The sequence below is a fragment of the Aureibaculum flavum genome (assembly GCF_016406085.1).
GTDB classification, from domain to species: domain Bacteria; phylum Bacteroidota; class Bacteroidia; order Flavobacteriales; family Flavobacteriaceae; genus Aureibaculum; species Aureibaculum flavum.
Genome location: NZ_JAEHFJ010000003.1, coordinates 433,306 through 450,108, shown reverse-complemented (window position 1 = coordinate 450,108; position 16,803 = coordinate 433,306). Strand labels below are relative to the sequence as shown.

Here is a 16,803-nt window from a genome sequence, read left to right as displayed (position 1 = left end):
GTAAATGTTTAAAATTATTTTGAGTTATAATACGTATTGTTTGGCTATTGTTGTAAAATCATCAATTTGTTGACGCTCCCAAACCTTATCTTTTCCTAATTCTTTTGCTAATATTTCCGCAACCAATGGTGCCGAACTAATTGCAGCCCTAGCATCTAAAAACAACATACGTACCCGTCTAGCTAGTACATCTTCAATGGTTCTTGACATTTCATTTCTTACAGCCCAAACCACTTCAGCCTTTGTAAAGCCAAGTTTTGGGTGCAATTTTTCACCTAATCCAGGTTCGTTTTTAATGAGTTTCTCAATATGGACCTGATCTGTACCATAAATGTATAAGTGATTAGATCTGTCTACATTTTCTGTAGCTCCATGTATAAGTTGATCTTTTGTTTTGCACATTTCATTGGATAATTTACCAAGACTTATGGCTTTATTTACTGTGTCTTGTGCCATTCTTCTGTAGGTAGTCCACTTGCCTCCAGTAATGGTTATTAATTCTGAACTTGAAACTATAATCTTATGGCTTCTAGATATTTCTTTGGTCTTTTCAGAATTATCTTTTGGAGCAGCCAAAGGTCTTAACCCAGCAAAAATGCTCAATACATCTTTTCTACTTACTTTTTTATTCAAATACCTATTCGCAGTATCTATAATAAAATCTACTTCTTTCTCCAGTGGCTTTGGTTCTAGACTATGACTATCTAACAAGGTGTCTGTTGTACCCACCACAACTTTATCATGCCAAGGCACCAAAAACAATACCCTACCATCATCCGTTTTCGGAATCATAATGGCATCATTTCCTGGTAAAAATGATTTGTCTAAAACCAAGTGGATTCCCTGACTAGGACGGACAATATTTTTTGCCTTATTGTCATCCATTTGTAAAACTTCATCTGTAAAAACTCCAGTTGCATTTATAACAACTCTTGCATTTAATTTGTACGATTTATCCGTTTCAATATCATGAGCAATAACTCCACTTACAATGCCTTCATCATCTTTCAAAAGTCCAGTTACCTTACAATAATTTAGTATTGTAGCTCCTTTTTCAATGCTTGTTTGAGCAATATTTATAGCTAATCTAGAATCATCAAATTGCCCATCGTGATACACAACCCCTCCTTTTAATTTATCAGGTTTTATAGTGGTTAACCTTGATGTTGTTGTTGTTTTGCTAATACCAACAGATTTTCCAAAACTTAATTTACCTGCTAAAAAATCATATAGTTTTAAACCCACTGTATACTTTAATCTATCCCATAAATTATAATTTGGAATAATAAAAGACTGATTACTCACCAAATGTGAAGCATTTTTTAGCATAAGACCTCTCTCATATAATGCCTCTCTAACCAAATCTATATTTCCTTGAGCTAAATAACGCACACCTCCATGAACTAGTTTAGTACTCCGGCTCGATGTGCCTTTTGCAAAATCAATTTGCTCTAATAAAAGCGTTTTATAACCGCGAGTTACACTGTCTAATGCTATTCCTAAACCCGAAGCTCCTCCTCCAATAATAATTACATCCCAATTTTTGGTTGTCTGTAATTGCTCAATTAATGTTTCTCTTTGATATAAACTCACTGCTATATTATTTTAATTTTTTCGTATTGAATTTCAAATATACAATTTTTGTAACAAAACGAAACTAAACGAAATAAATATTTTTATATTATTCTTCATATTCATCAAATATTCTCTTCTATATTTTTCGTTTTCTTTCATTTTAATTACATTTGCAGATATACTATGGTCAGTATATCAATAATAAATTTAAAGATGAATAGACATCAAATTATTTTAGACATTCTAAACAAGGTAAAATATATAGAGGTGTTAGATCTGTGTAAACAATTAAATGTATCAGCGGTAACCATTCGAAAAGATTTAACACTTTTAGAGGCAAAAGGGCTTTTATTTAGAACACACGGTGGTGCTTCTTTAGAAAACCCTTATATCAACGAAAAAGAAGTGAATGAAAAAGAAAAAATTTCAGTTGAAGAAAAAAATGGAATTGCACAAGCTGCAGCAAAATTAATTGATGAAAATGACTCTATAATGATTGCTTCAGGAACCACAGTTCAGGCTTTGGCAAAATTCATTACACCAAAAAATAAATTAACGGCAATAACCTCTTCTTTGCATGTTGTACTTCATTTAATCAAACATAAAAATATAGAAATATTACAATTAGGGGGCTATGTCAGACACAGCTCAGCATCAGTAATTGGAAGTTATGCTGCTCAAATATTAGAGAATGTGTCTTGTAGTAAGTTATTTTTAGGCGTTGATGGTATTGATTTAGATTATGGCCTGTCTACCACAAGTTTAGAAGAAGCACAGCTTAATAAAAAAATGTTGATCTCTGCACAAAAGACAATTGTACTAGCAGACTCTTCTAAATTTGGTAAAAAAAGCTTTGCAAAAATCTGCGGTATTGAACAAGTTGATCAAATTATTACCGATAGTGGCATATCATCATCACTGGTTAAAAAGTTACAAGAAAGAGGTATTATTGTTACTATTGTTGATTAATAACGTAATAATTTTTCATTTTTTAAACAGACTCACTTTACTAAGTATACTATATTTTAATACTTAACGTTATAGTACATATTTTTAATCTATTATTTTATGAAAAAATTAATATTCTTATTCTTATTAGCTCCTTTATACATATTAGCTCAAGAGGATGATGCTACGGGCACTGAAGAAAAGCAAGAAAGTAAAGTAATCATTGAAGAATGTATTTCTGGAAATTGCAAAAACGGAAAGGGCACCATGCAATATCAAACAGGTGTTTATGAAGGATATTGGAAATCGGGACTCCGTGAAGGTGAAGGTAAATATACTTGGACCAATGGAGATGTTTATGAAGGCGAATGGATGCAAGACAAAAGACACGGATTAGGTGTATATGTTTGGCATGATGGCTCTAAATATAAAGGAAACTACAGTTACGGTATTAGAAGTGGTTATGGATTATACTACTATACAAATGGTACTTTATATGAAGGTACTTGGCAAAACAACTTAAAACATGGTATCGCTAATTTTTACAATAAAGAAAGTGTAAATATTGGTGGAAAATATATTAATAACGAATATGTTAGTGGTACTGGTATTAACCAAGACAGCTACAAATTTAAACCTGCTCAATAATTTTTGTAAGGTTTATTAAAATACAACGACATAGTTAACAGTGACTTGTCACTACTTTTCATAGCAATTTCCCGTTTTTAAGAAGTTAAGAACGGGATTTTTATTTACCTTCGCTTTAAAACAGTCCAGTTGCAAAGAATTATTGTTTCAGTTACCAATGATTTGGTTACAGACCAACGTGTACATAAAGTTTGTACAACCTTGGTTCAGATGAAGTATGATGTTATTCTTATCGGAAGAAAATTACCCAATAGCTTACCGCTCACCAGAAATTATCGAACCATTAGAATGAACCTGATTTTTAAAAAAAAGGTATGGTTTTATGCAGAATATAATTTGCGTTTATTTTTTAAACTCTTGTTTCTAAAAAAAGATATTCTTCTTTCTAATGATTTAGATACTTTACTCCCCAACTTTTTAATTAGTAAACTACTTGGTAAAAAACTGGTATATGATAGCCACGAACTTTTTACAGAAATAGGAGAATTAATTGATAGGCCACGTGTACGAAAAGCATGGCTAACCATTGAGAAATTCATCTTTCCTAAACTCAAAAATGTATATACTGTAAATCAAAGTATTGCTGATATTTATTCAAATACATACGCTGTTGATGTCAATATTATCAGAAATATTGCCCCTAAATTGCAACATAAATCTGTTGACTTTTCATTGGCAAACAAAATAAAGGGAGATAAAAAAATGCTAATTTTACAGGGGTCAGGTATCAATATCGATAGAGGAGCTGAAGAAGCTGTAAAAATGATGGCGTTTTTAGAAAATACTATTCTTTACATTATTGGTAGCGGTGATGTTTTTGAAGATTTAAAAAGATTAGTACTATCCTTACAATTGCAAGAAAAGGTAGTCATAAAAGATAAAATGTCTTATCTCGATTTGATGGAATATACAAAAATAGCTGATTTAGGTTTATCATTAGACAAAGCTACCAACCTCAACTACGAATTCAGCCTTCCTAATAAAGTATTTGATTATATACAAGCAGAAACACCTCTATTGGTTTCTAATAGAAAAGAAGTGGCCAATCTAGTTAGAGAAAACAATATTGGTTGGGTAATTGATGATGTAGAGCCCAAAAAATTAGCAGAAAAAATAAAACAAATAGTTGCGAATACTAAAGAGTATGCAACCTATAAACAAAACCTAAAAAAAGCATCAGAAAAATATACCTGGGAAAGTGAACAATCAACGTTAGTTGAAGTTTTTAAAAACTTGAAATAGAGATTACTTTTTATATTTATGAGGGTTCTCTCTAATTCCTTTTTTAAAAATTTTACGAACCCCTTTTCTTAATTGATTATCTAATCTTAATAAAACATCTATCAATTTCTGATTTGACCTCCCTCTAAACGTAGTTATATGAAACTTATCAGAATTATGAATTGGATTCTCAGAAAAATAATAATTTGAAACACAACACCGAACCCCCTCTGTCGTAACCTTATTTACAGAATGCCATGAGTTATTATGCGTAGACATAACCACAAGCCTATTAAATTTACTCGTTATCTCAATTGAAGGTGCCTTTAATCCTTTTGGCCATAACTCTAAACTACCTCCTGATGATTTTTTCCAATCTGGAGTAACATAAAATAATAAATTTAATACTCTCCAATTTTTTAAATCTGCATCATGAGAATTGTCCAAGTGAGGGTTTAAAAAATTCTCTTTACCCATCATCGAAAGCCCACCTGCATATAGATTCTCGTCTGGTAATACAGAATCTAAATCACATATTTCTTTAATTATATTTACTACTCTTTTGTCTTGAAAAGCATAAATAGTTTCTTCCAGCAATGCATCGTAGGCGTTCATTTGATACGCTATATATTTAGATTCTCTTATATTCTTTTTTTGTTTTACCTCTTTCGTAGATGGAAATTTTTCATAAATCTCATTTGTGAGGGCATTAGGTAAAAGGTTATCGAGAATAAAGTGACCAATTAATGGCTTAGAATCAATAAACTGCCTTTTTAAATCTACTTTTTGTTCTGTAAGTCTATTTAATAATAGTGTTGCGATTGTCTCTCTTCTATATTCCACAAAAAGATAAATTAATTATAATTTAAAGGTATTGAAAATATATTAAAAACAATACCTTCGTAAGGTTATTTACTTTTATGAATACGTGCTAATGAAGCAATCCTTACATATAGTTTCCTTTGATGTTCCTTTCCCCCCAAATTACGGTGGCGTAATAGATGTTTTCTACAAAATAAAGGCATTAAGCGAATTAAACGTTGATATTTATTTACACGTATTTGAGTTTGGTAGAGGTAGGCCTGAAAATTTAAAAAAGTATTGTAAACATATCTATTATTATAAACGTAATACTATTTTAAGTAGCGTTTTTTCAACAGTCCCATTCAGAGCGAAATCTAGATACAATAATGTACTGCTTAAAAATTTGAAAAATAGTAATACTCCCATATTATTTGAAGGTTTACATACTACTGTTCCATTACTAAAAAATACTTTTGCAAATAGAATAATACTTGTAAGAGCTCATAATATAGAGCATGAGTATTTAAATGGATTAGCAAAAAGTGAGAAAAACATTTTTAAAAAGATTATCTTTAAACTTGAAGCTATAAAATTTTTATACTTTGAAAAAATAGTAAATAAAACAAATTCAGTTTTAACGATTTCTCCTTTAGAACATGAATATTTTCAAAAAAAATACGTTAACAAAGCTGTCTACATTCCTGCATTTCATAAGAATAATACTATAAAACACTTATCAGAGAAAGGTGATTATATATTGTATTATGGTGACTTAAGAATAGCCGATAACATAAAATCTGCACTTTTTTTAATAGCGGCTTTTAAAGAAATTAATTATCCTATAATCTTTGCAAGCAGTTTTATCAACAAGGATATTTCTAAAAAAATTGACTTACATAGCAACATGAAATTTGTTGTTATTAAAGATGGAGGCCACCTCGATCTCTTATTAGAAAAGGCTCATATTAATGTACTACCAACCTTTCAAAAAACAGGTATTAAACTAAAATTAATCAACGCACTTTATAATGGTAGATTTTGTTTAGTAAATAGTGATATGGTAGAAGGTACAGGACTTAAAGACTTATGTGAAATTGCCAATACAAAGCAACAATTTATAGAAAAAACGAATCAATTGATGGGTGAGCGTTTTTCAATAAAAGAGTTCGAAAAACGGAAGAAATCAAATCATTTAAAAGGATTTAACAACAAGGAAAATGCTCAAAAAATAATTGATTTAATTTCCTAAACCACTTCAAAAACCTTTTCACCATCACATTTAATGGTTTTATGAGGATATTTTAAAATTAAAGCATAATCATGTGTAGCCATCAATATGGTTTTACCTTCTTTATTAATTTCCTCCAGAACGCTCATTACCTCCAAAGAGGTTTTCGGATCTAAATTACCCGTCGGCTCATCAGCTAAAATCAATTCAGGATCATTTAATAACGCTCTAGCAATTGCCACACGTTGTTGCTCACCACCAGAAAGTTGAAAAGGCATTTTAAACCCTTTGGTTCTCATCCCTACTTTTTCTAAAACCTCATCAATTTTAGATTTGCATTTAGAAGAATCTTTCCAACCCGTAGCTTTCAATACAAAAAGTAAATTATCATGTACATTTCTATCATTAAGTAGCCTAAAATCTTGAAATACAACACCCAATTTTCTTCTAAGGAAAGGTATCTCCTTTTCTTTTAATTTTATCAAATCAAAATCTACAATATCTCCCTCACCTTGTGTTAAGGGTAAGTCGCCATATAAGGTTTTCATCAAACTACTTTTACCACTCCCCGTTTTTCCAATTAAATACATAAAATCACCTCTATAAATATCTAAACTAATATCAGATAATATTAAATTTTCTTGTTGAAAAATAAAGGCATTCTTTAAATGTAATACCGGTTTTTGCTCGGACATGGATTTGTAATTATTTTGCTTGACAAATTTAGGGAATAAAATTGAATGTTTAAGGTGTGAAGTGATTTTACCAAAGTCCCTAAAATAACGATTAGAAAATATATTTATGATTTAACTTAGATCATTTTGGCTCAATTTTTGCCATTTGATAATGAATTTTAACACATTTAGTTAACAAAATGTTATATTAATTAACAATTATACAATTTAGAATAATTTGCACGTTGTTTAACTTAGAGTGTGTTATTTTTGATATTTATTACGAATTATTTTTTAAACAATTCACCACAATGAAGCATTGCCAAAATTGGCTTCTCGCCACCATAGTTTTTATTTGCTCAGCTTCTAGCTTTGCTCAAAAAACAGAAATTTATACGCACAATTTAACGGCCTACAATCATGCTGTTGACTTATATAACAACAGAGATTTTGTTGCTGCCAAGCACCAATTTAATTCTTTAAAATCTGATTTTGACGATATTTCTGAGTATAAAGCCAATTGTGCTTATTATGAAGCATTCAGTGCCATTCAAATTGGCGAACGCGATGGCGACAAAATGATGCTAAAATTTGTTGAACGTTTTCCTACAAGTACCAAACAAAATACGGCATTTTTAGAGGTTGGCGATTATTATTTTAAAAATGCCAACTATCCTTATGCCCTAAAATGGTACAAACGTGTAGAAACGCGTAACCTATCTATAAAGCAAGAAGAAGATTTTAATTTTAAATATGCTTATGGTCTATTTGCAGTGAAAAGCTATGAACAAGCCAAAGGTATTTTTCAAAAATTATTGACTTCTCAAGAATATGGCTCTCAAGCGAAATATTACTACGGATTTATCGCTTATCAAGATGATGATTATGACAACGCTGATCGTTATTTAGGCGAAGTTGCTAATGACAAAGAATTAGGTGATGATGTACCATACTACATGGCAAATATCAAATTTAAAACAGGACAGTTTCAAGAAGCTATTGATGTTGCAGAACCATTTCTTAAAAAAGCGGATGTAAACGAGCGATCAGAAATTTCAAAAATTATTGGTGAAAGTTATTTTAACCTTAATAAATATGCTGAAGCCATACCGCATCTAAAAAATTACAAAGGGAAACGTCGTAAATGGAATAATACAGATTATTATTTATTAGGTTATGCCTATTACAAACAAAACGATTATGAAAATGCAATCGCTAATTTTAATAAAATTATTGGTGGAGAAAATTCTGTATCACAAAATGCGTATTACCATTTAGCAGAGTGTTATTTGAAAACGGATCTTAAAACTGAAGCTCTAAATGCTTTTAGAAATGCCTCGCAAATGGAATTCAATGAGGATATTAAAAAAGATGCTTGGTTAAACTATGCTAAACTGAGTTATGAAATAGGTAATCCTTATAAGAGTGTACCTGATGTGTTGCAAGAATATTTAGACCTGTATCCAAAATCTACCGCCAAAGATGAAATTGGTGAATTACTAATTAGTGCTTATATTTCTTCTAAAGATTATGCTGGTGCTTTAGTTGCATTAAAGGGTAAAAACGAGGCACATCATAAAGATTTATATCAAAAAGTAGCTTTATACAGAGGAATTCAATTATTTAATGATGGAGATTATGATGATGCATTGACTTATTTTGACCTTGCTATTGATAGTCCTAGAAACACCTCAACTACAGCAAAAGCCATTTTCTGGAAAGCAGAGACTAATTATTTATCAAATAACTTTAAAGACGCATTAGCTGGTTTTCAAAAATTTCAAAAAATGAACGCTTCTGGCCTTCCAGAGAATGAATTTATTGATTACAACATTGCCTATTCTTACTTTAAATTAAAAGATTATAATCGTGCTGGTGATGAGTTTCAGTCGTTTATTGACACCAATCCGGACGACGAAAACAAACTTAACGATGCCTACTTACGCTTAGGTGATGCATTTTATGTTTCTAGTAATTATAATAAAGCCATAACAGCATATAACAATGTTATCAACAAAAAAGGTATAGATAGGGATTATGCTCATTTTCAAAGAGCGATGAGTTATGGATTTATCCGTAAAAACAATGCTAAAATTGCTGATTTTAATGCCTTTTTAAAAGCGTATCCTAAATCTACCCTTCGTGATGATGTGTATTATGAATTGGGTAATTCTTATGTTGTTGCTGATGATAATGAATCTGCCTTAGCTTCTTATAACAGTCTTTTAAGTGAATATAAAAGAAGTTCTTATGTGCCAAAAGCCTTATTAAAACAAGGGTTAATCTATTATAATATTGAAAGAGATAATGAAGCTTTAGATAAATATAGACGTGTAGTCAAAGAATTTCCTGATACCGGTGAAGCCAAACAGGCTGTTGCAAATGCACGACAAATCTATGTAGATTTAGGTCGTGTTGACGAATATGCTGCGTGGGTAAAAGACCTTGACTTTGTAACTGTAACAGATTCTGATTTGGATAATGACATGTACGAATCGGCTGAAAAACAATACCTCTTAAACAATCGTAAAAAAGCAATTTCAGCATTTAAAAGTTATCTGAAAGAATTTCCAAGTGGCGGGCACGCTTTAAACGCGAATTTCTATCTAGCAGAGGCTCTATTTAATGAAAAACAACAAACAGCCTCTATACCCTATTATAATTATGTAACAGATCAAGAACGTAATGAGTTTACTGAACAAGCTTTATCAAGGTTATCTCAAGCTTATTTAGAAGCTAATAATTGGACGAAGGCAATGCCCATTTTAAAACGTTTGGAAGAACAAGCTGATTTTCCTCAAAACATCACTTTTGCTCAAAGTAATTTGATGAAAGGATATTACGAACAAGAAAATTACGATGCTGCTGTAGCCTATGCTGAAAAAGTTTTATTAAGACCAAAATTAGAAAATAGAGTAAAATCTGATGCTAAAGTAATTATTGCTCGTTCTGCTATTAAAACTGGTGATGAACGTAAGGCTGAAGAAGCATATATCGAAGTTGGTAAAATTGCTACAGGCGAATTAAAAGCCGAGTCTATTTATTACGATGCTTATTTTAAACATCAAGAGGGTAATTACAAAGTGTCAAATACCACAGTGCAAACATTAGTGGCTGATTATTCTGCTTATAAATATTATGGAGCCAAAGGACTTATTGTAATGGCAAAAAACTTTTACGAATTACAAGATGCTTATCAAGCTACTTATATTTTAGAAAGTGTGATTAAAAACTTTTCAGATTATAAAGATGTAACCGATGAAGCCAAATCAGAACTTTCAAAAATTAAGAAGAAAGAAGCTGAAACTAACGAATCTGTCAATCCTGATAATTAGAATAGGATCAATAAATTAAGTACAAAAACAATTTTAAATCTTGAATATAAATTTCAAATTTAATTACAACATGAAAAAATACATTTCAACATTGATTATACTGTTGGTAACCACCTTAACTTTTGCTCAAGTAAGAAGTAAAGATACTATTGGTACGGAAGTTATTAATGTGGTAAAATCATATACCCCAACAGTTTCTGATGCTTTCAAAATTAAATCATCACCTCAAATAGACACCAACGACATTGATATAAAAAAGCCTATTAGTTATAGCATTTTTTCCATTCCTGTAGCTTCTACATTTACGCCCAATAAAGGAAAAGCTAAAGTGCTAAAGGTAAATCCGAGTCCACAAGTGTATGACAATTATGTTTCTGCAGGATTTGGTAATTTCTCTACCCCAGGTGTAGAGTTATTTATTCATGGAAATAGCAATCGTTATAATGACTTTGGAGCCTTTTTTAACTTTATTTCATCCAAAGGAGGTATTAATAATATTGAACTAGATGATAATTATTTTGATACACGGTTAGATCTTTTTTATAAACAAGAAGAACGCGACTTTGACTGGCAAGTAAATGCGGGTGCAAGAATGCAAAAATACAACTGGTATGGTTTACCTGAACTAATTTCTTTTAGTGAAAATACTATTGAAAGTATTGATGAACAACAAAAATATACCGAAATTTATGTAGGCGGTAAAGTGGATTATAAAGATTCCTTTTTTCAAGGTGGCACTGTTGAATCTAATCGTTTTACAGACGACCAAGGGAGTGCAGAAATTCACTTTTTAGCAAAACCAAAAATAGAATTTCCTATTGCATCAGAGTATATCAATGCTGATGTACGCTTAGAATTTTTAAGAGGTAAATTTGAAAGAAATTACGAAGATACAGACGATTTAAAATATACCTTTTTTAATATTGGTTTTAACCCTAGTTTAGAAATTTTACGTAATGACCTTACCGTGAACCTTGGTGTAAAATTATTATATAGTTCAGGTACAGGCAGTGGTAATGAAAGTAAAGGCTATTATTATCCGAACGTTACAGCCTCTTACAAGCTTATAGACGAGGTTTTGACACTTTATGGAGGTGTAACTGGAGATTTACATCAAAACTCCTTTAAAGGCTTTGCAGATGAGAATCCTTTTATTTCGCCTACCTTAACCATGAGACGTACCGATGAACAATATAATGGGTTCTTTGGTTTAAAAGGAAAATTAGCCTCGAATATTGGATATAACTTTAAAGCATCATATAGCAACGAGCGTGATAAGCCTTTATACAAGTTAAATGCTTCTAAAACCCAAGGAACTGATTTAGTTGATTATGGCTATAAAGCCGGAAATTCTTTTGGAGTGGTTTATGATACTATTAAAACTATTAGTGGTTTTGCAGAAGTCACTATAGATGTATCAAAACAGTTAAAATTAGGTGGTAATGCAGAATTCAATCAATACGACACTAAAACCGAAGATAAAGCATGGAACTTACCTGCGTTAAAAATAAGTGCCTTTGCTGATTATAATAATGATAATTGGTTTGCTGGTGCTAACATATTTTATGTGGGTAGTCGCAAAGATGAAATCTCAACACCAATTAACCCAGCAACTAGAGTTACCGTAGGTGATTATGTAGATTTAAACCTTAATGGAGGTTATAAATTTAATGAAAAACTTACTGCGTTTGCTAAGGTAAATAATTTATTAAGTAGCGATTATCAAAAATATACGAATTACTATGTGCAAGGTTTACAAGTTTTTGGTGGATTGACCTATAAATTCGATTTTTAAAAGAACTTAACAGAAGATACTAATGAACCCTTAATGAGTACCGTTTAGCTTACTCCCTTTTGCTAAATGTTACTTATTTCGGGTTTTTTTGTTAATTATCTCTTCTATTTCATTTAAGGCTAACTTACCAACACCCCGATATACTATATTGCGGTTATTATCAATTAATATAAACGTTGGATATGCTGAGATTCTTAAATCTCTTTTAATTCCCTTAGGTGAGGCATCGTTGAATGTATTCTTCCAGCTAATATCGTTTTTCTTTACATAATCCTTAACAGAGGCTATATCTCTATCCGTAGCAATGCCTACTATATTTAAATTTTCAAACGTATCAAAAAGGCTTTTCAATTGCGGAGTTAACGCTTTACAAGGCAAACACCATGTTCCCCAGAAATCTAATAGAACATAATCTTTTTCTTTTAAAGCACTATCAACTGAAAATGGAATAGTATTCAAATCTAACAACTGATAGTCTTTGAGTTTATAACCCATTTTATCACTGAAAAATTCCTTTAAAGAATCAAGTTTTTTTAATTTTAAAGCGAACATATCTTGTTTTATAGTATCTAAAACAAAGTAATCATTATTCAGCTGTATAGTATCTTTTAATTTGTAAGTGAAATTCGCATTATACTCTGAAGACGTTTTGCTAAAAGAAAATGAATCTGGTTTTATAAGAAACGTTAAATAACGAGGATGAAAACCTTGTATGGCTAAATCATATTTTTTGTCTTGGTAACTAAACTTACCTTTCCAATAATCTTTAAATTTAAAATGAATTCTAGATTTATTTATTACCTCATCATTGCTTAAAGAACCCGTATAGTAAGAATATGCACTAGGGTAAATAATAACTTTTCGTTTTTGAAAAATAATACTGTCGTTTATTTCTAATCTTAGATTAAGATTTTGAACAGGTAAATTAGTATCGATTCTCTGATCTTTATACTCTAAATAATAATTTTCATTAAAAGTTAAAACCTGGTCATCTGAAAAATCTTTATTATTATTTTCATCAAAAATAACAGTCTGTTTACCGTTAGAAAAATAGGTTACAATAGCTTGAACGTTCAAAGCTGGTTTCTTCTTTTCAATTAAGCTATCTATTCTGGGAGACAAGCTATCAAGGAAACCTAACTTATATAAGTCATACTTAAATTTATTATAGTCTTGAACTAACGTTGAAATCAATAGTGAATCTACATTAGGTATATTTTTATATTCAAATTGAGATTGGTAAAATTTTGGATTAAAATTATATAATGAAGATACCATTTTTATTGAATAAAAATTATCAAAAGCTATAGAGTCATTATCAGTTTTAGTTAATTCAATTGAAATATCATTTACGTTAGTTTTACTCATTTTACATGAAAATAACACACAAAAACATCCTAAAAGGGTTAAAAATCTATACATTATTACTCTTTTTTAATTCTCCAACAAGTTGAAATAAATTACTTATTTCGGATTTTTATATTGCTCATTACATTTAAAACTGTATCACAATAATAAGTTTCTCCATTAATCACTTTTAATATTACTTCTTGGAACAAATTATGATCAGTACGACCATCTTTTATTAAAAATCCTTCAGGATTAATATTTTTTAAAATTGAATTTATTTCAAGTTCATCGCTATGAGATGTAAAAACAATGATTTTGGTTTTTGGAGCATGCTTTCTTATTAAAACACCCAACTCTCGACCCGATTTCCGTTCTCTTTTTTTTTGCTTTCCGAGATTAATGTCTAAAATCACAGTATTTAAGTCTCCGTGATTTGGAATTTCTAAAATTTTTACCACCGCATTCTCATAGTCCATAGCTTTTTGAATATGAATCGTTGGTAATGAATCTTTTACAGGCAATAATTTTATCATCATTTCAATTGCATCTGATAACAATTGATTGTCTTCAACTATTAATATAGTATTGCAATTTTCAGGAGGATTATCTGTTAAATCATTTTTCATAGTCATCTAAAAGGCAACTTAACAAATAAGAAAGAATATAAGCGATTGGTATTGTAAAATATGTTAAGCGACTGTTACAAATATAGTTAATTATTTTTTAGTAAAAACGAGACTTCACATATATAATAACCTAAAAATTACCTAACAACGTAAAAGAAAAATTACGGCCTGGTGCACTAATACCCGAGGCGAATTCTTTGTAATGGATGTCAAAAATATTGTCAACGGCAACCATAAAATCAAGATTTTTTGTGAGCTTGTATTTTGAATTCATATTTAAGGTTGTCCAAGCTGGTGTACCATAATAAGAATCTGTTTCCGCTAAATAAGGTGTTTCATCATAACGGTCAATATCTTCCGTAATATTATAGTCTTCTGGTCTTTTTCTACCATTAAACTTGAAATCAATACTACTGCTAAACCTGCCTTTTTCATGGCTTAATTCTATCATACCAAAAAGTGGAGGAATTGAAGATAAGGGTTCTTCAGTATCATACGCTTTTCCTTTGGTATACGTTATTGAAGCTCGTGTGCTAAAATACTCAGAAAATGTGCCTTTTATATCAAAAGTTCCCCCATAAATATAGGCTTGGTCTTTATTTACATTGGCTACAATATTCGCTTCTTCTCCTTCATAAATCATCGTTGTGTTTCCGTTTAAAACAAAGCCTTCACGTGTAATATAATTATCTAACAACGTGTAATATACTGTACCACCAACATAGAATTTTTTATTATTAAAATATTTTAAAATACCCAGTTCCGCATTATAGGCAAATTCTGGTTTTAAATTAATATTTGGTACGGTTACATCACCCGACTTTTCGCGTACTTTACCAGTATCGTCTAAATTTGGTGAACGAAATCCTGAAGATAATACACCATTGAATTGCCAATCAGTAACTGGTTTAAAGACGTACCCAAATGTAGCTGTAACCGCTGAATTATCGATAGTGATATCATTATCTGGTAATGTGAAGAAAGTTTCATCTATCCAAGTAGCCGCTAAATTTGTATAGGTAAAACGAATTCCTGAATTTAACGTTGAGGTCTTACTAATATCTTGACGATAATTTACATAGGTAGCAGCTGTAGAATACGTACTTCCGCCATCCGCATACCTAGATTGTACTGCAAAAGCACCTGAATAACCTGTAATTGTATTCCCACTAACAGCCAACGTTTTTCCTTCAGGCTTAGAGCCTACATCGTTATGCGTAAGTTCACCACCATAAGATAAAATACGATCTTTTGTTTTTGTTAAGGGTACAGAAAAGTCTGCATTTAAGCTAAAAATGTCTACATTTTCTGTTTTATAAGACCTATCTAGACTGTTAAACTTTCTGTCGATACGAGATTCTTCTATATCTTGATAAGCCAATGTTATCAAACCATGGTTCATCCATTTTTTTTCTGGGTTGAGCTCCAATTGAGTTGATACCATAAATCTACTTTGCGGCCCATAATACCACTCTGCATATCGCAACTCGCCATCTCTTCTTTCTGTTAATCGATCAAAACGCGGAATATCAGAAGTAGTACTGTATTGTAAATTTAAACTCAAACTTGATTTATCAGTAAGTGGAATAAGTAATTTTTGTAAAAAATCAGTTTGATCAAATCCTGTATTCTTTTGCAAATTGGGATTAGAGTTAGCTATTGGTGTTTCACTATAATAATCATTAGTATTGTTGGAGTATTCAGTTACTTTGCCCCAATCATCAAAACCGTGATTTCTACTTTTACCCATCATTAAATCACCAAACTTACTGTGAGAAATACTCGTGTAACTCGCTAATTTTTTAAAAGAGAGTTCTACTCCCGCCTGTACAGAAAATTCATTGTTTACCGTACTATACCTCATCAAACCAGCTCCATTTATATTAGGCTTATTGCTTAACGTTGGTTTTCTAGTATAATAATGAATTACACCTCCTAAAGCATCAGACCCATAAATAACGGACGAAGGACCAAATATGACTTCAGTTCTGTCTAACATTGTTGGTGATACCGTAATAGAATTTTGTAAATGTCCTTTTCTATAAATGGCATTGTTCATACGAACACCATCAACCACCAATAACACTCTATTTGATTCCATACCTCGTAATACAGGACTTCCACCACCGAACTGTGATTTTTGAACTTTTATACCAGGCATTTCCGCTAACAAATCTGCCGAAGTCTGTGGAGAAATACGTTGAATATCTTTTATTGAAAAAACATCTATTTGTTCCGCAATTCGATTACGTGATTCCTTACTTTTTGATGAGGATAAAAAAACCTCATCTAAAGTATGTTCAGTACTTTTCAAAATAATTATATCAGTAGTAATTTGCCGCTTTAAAACTTCATATTCTATGTACGAAAAATGAGTGAAAGATAAAATATCATTAAATTCAAAAACAGAAAGATCGGCCTGTCCATCCTTATCTGAAACTACATGTTTTGTTTTATTTTCATTAAAAATGGCCACATTAGAAATTGGGAATCTGCTTTCTTCATCTAAAACAGTAATTGTTTGTGCATTTGAAGTAACATAAGAAAAGATTAAAATAAGTAATAAAAAACGCTTCATCTCTATTAATTTTACCAATCT

Annotated in this window: 12 protein-coding genes; 6 read left to right on the top strand and 6 right to left on the bottom strand. The window is 30.9% G+C overall.

Translation table 11 applies throughout. The features are described 5' to 3' along the window. Positions 1-24: 24 nt before the first annotated feature. Positions 25-1,599: a glycerol-3-phosphate dehydrogenase/oxidase gene (locus tag JBL43_RS07885; RefSeq protein ID WP_198841081.1), complete on the bottom strand. Its 1,575-nt coding sequence runs from the start codon at positions 1,597-1,599 to the stop codon at positions 25-27. 189 nt (positions 1,600-1,788) lie between these two features. On the opposite strand from JBL43_RS07885, the gene JBL43_RS07880 reads away from it, so the two are divergent. From JBL43_RS07880 to JBL43_RS07870, 3 genes are all read left to right on the top strand, one after another. Beyond that, the gene (locus tag JBL43_RS07880) at positions 1,789-2,544 is read left to right on the top strand and encodes a DeoR/GlpR family DNA-binding transcription regulator (protein WP_198840905.1); all 756 of its coding nucleotides are present in this window, start codon (positions 1,789-1,791) and stop codon (positions 2,542-2,544) included. A 99-nt stretch (positions 2,545-2,643) separates the two neighbouring features. After that, positions 2,644-3,171 (top strand): hypothetical protein, encoded by a 528-nt coding sequence (locus tag JBL43_RS07875; RefSeq protein WP_198840904.1) that lies wholly within the window; start codon positions 2,644-2,646, stop codon positions 3,169-3,171. Positions 3,172-3,300: 129 nt separating this feature from the next. Next, positions 3,301-4,413, top strand: a complete 1,113-nt coding sequence (locus JBL43_RS07870; RefSeq protein WP_198840903.1) for a glycosyltransferase — start codon at positions 3,301-3,303, stop codon at positions 4,411-4,413. 3 nt (positions 4,414-4,416) lie between these two features. On the opposite strand, the gene JBL43_RS20395 is transcribed toward JBL43_RS07870, so the two are convergent. Further along, a complete protein-coding gene (locus JBL43_RS20395; protein ID WP_198840902.1) occupies positions 4,417-5,235 on the bottom strand; it encodes a 2OG-Fe(II) oxygenase in 819 nt (272 codons plus the stop codon). Positions 5,236-5,326: 91 nt separating this feature from the next. Between JBL43_RS20395 and JBL43_RS07860 the strand changes: the two genes are divergently transcribed. Further along, positions 5,327-6,445 (top strand): hypothetical protein, encoded by a 1,119-nt coding sequence (locus tag JBL43_RS07860; RefSeq protein ID WP_198840901.1) that lies wholly within the window; start codon positions 5,327-5,329, stop codon positions 6,443-6,445. Here the strand turns inward: JBL43_RS07860 and JBL43_RS07855 are convergent. Then, a complete protein-coding gene (locus JBL43_RS07855; protein ID WP_117880172.1) occupies positions 6,442-7,119 on the bottom strand; it encodes a cell division ATP-binding protein FtsE in 678 nt (225 codons plus the stop codon). The genes JBL43_RS07860 and JBL43_RS07855 overlap by 4 nt on opposite strands. A gap of 290 nt (positions 7,120-7,409) precedes the next feature. Between JBL43_RS07855 and JBL43_RS07850 the strand changes: the two genes are divergently transcribed. Further along, positions 7,410-10,433, top strand: a complete 3,024-nt coding sequence (locus tag JBL43_RS07850) for a tetratricopeptide repeat protein (RefSeq protein WP_198840900.1) — start codon at positions 7,410-7,412, stop codon at positions 10,431-10,433. A 70-nt stretch (positions 10,434-10,503) separates the two neighbouring features. After that, complete coding sequence (locus tag JBL43_RS07845) at positions 10,504-12,228, top strand: porin family protein (protein WP_198840899.1); 1,725 nt, start codon at positions 10,504-10,506, stop codon at positions 12,226-12,228. Between the two features lie 69 nt (positions 12,229-12,297). Here the strand turns inward: JBL43_RS07845 and JBL43_RS07840 are convergent, their stop codons facing one another. The 3 genes from JBL43_RS07840 to JBL43_RS07830 all read right to left on the bottom strand — a co-directional run bounded on the left by JBL43_RS07840 (position 12,298) and on the right by JBL43_RS07830 (position 16,782). Then, positions 12,298-13,596: a TlpA family protein disulfide reductase gene (locus JBL43_RS07840; protein ID WP_198840898.1), complete on the bottom strand. Its 1,299-nt coding sequence runs from the start codon at positions 13,594-13,596 to the stop codon at positions 12,298-12,300. Between the two features lie 92 nt (positions 13,597-13,688). Then, positions 13,689-14,204 carry a response regulator gene (locus tag JBL43_RS07835; protein ID WP_198840897.1) on the bottom strand — a complete coding sequence of 172 codons (516 nt, stop codon included), beginning with the start codon at positions 14,202-14,204 and terminating at the stop codon, positions 13,689-13,691. Positions 14,205-14,334: 130 nt separating this feature from the next. Next, complete coding sequence (locus tag JBL43_RS07830) at positions 14,335-16,782, bottom strand: TonB-dependent receptor (RefSeq protein ID WP_198840896.1); 2,448 nt, start codon at positions 16,780-16,782, stop codon at positions 14,335-14,337. Between the last annotated feature and the right edge of the window lie 21 nt (positions 16,783-16,803).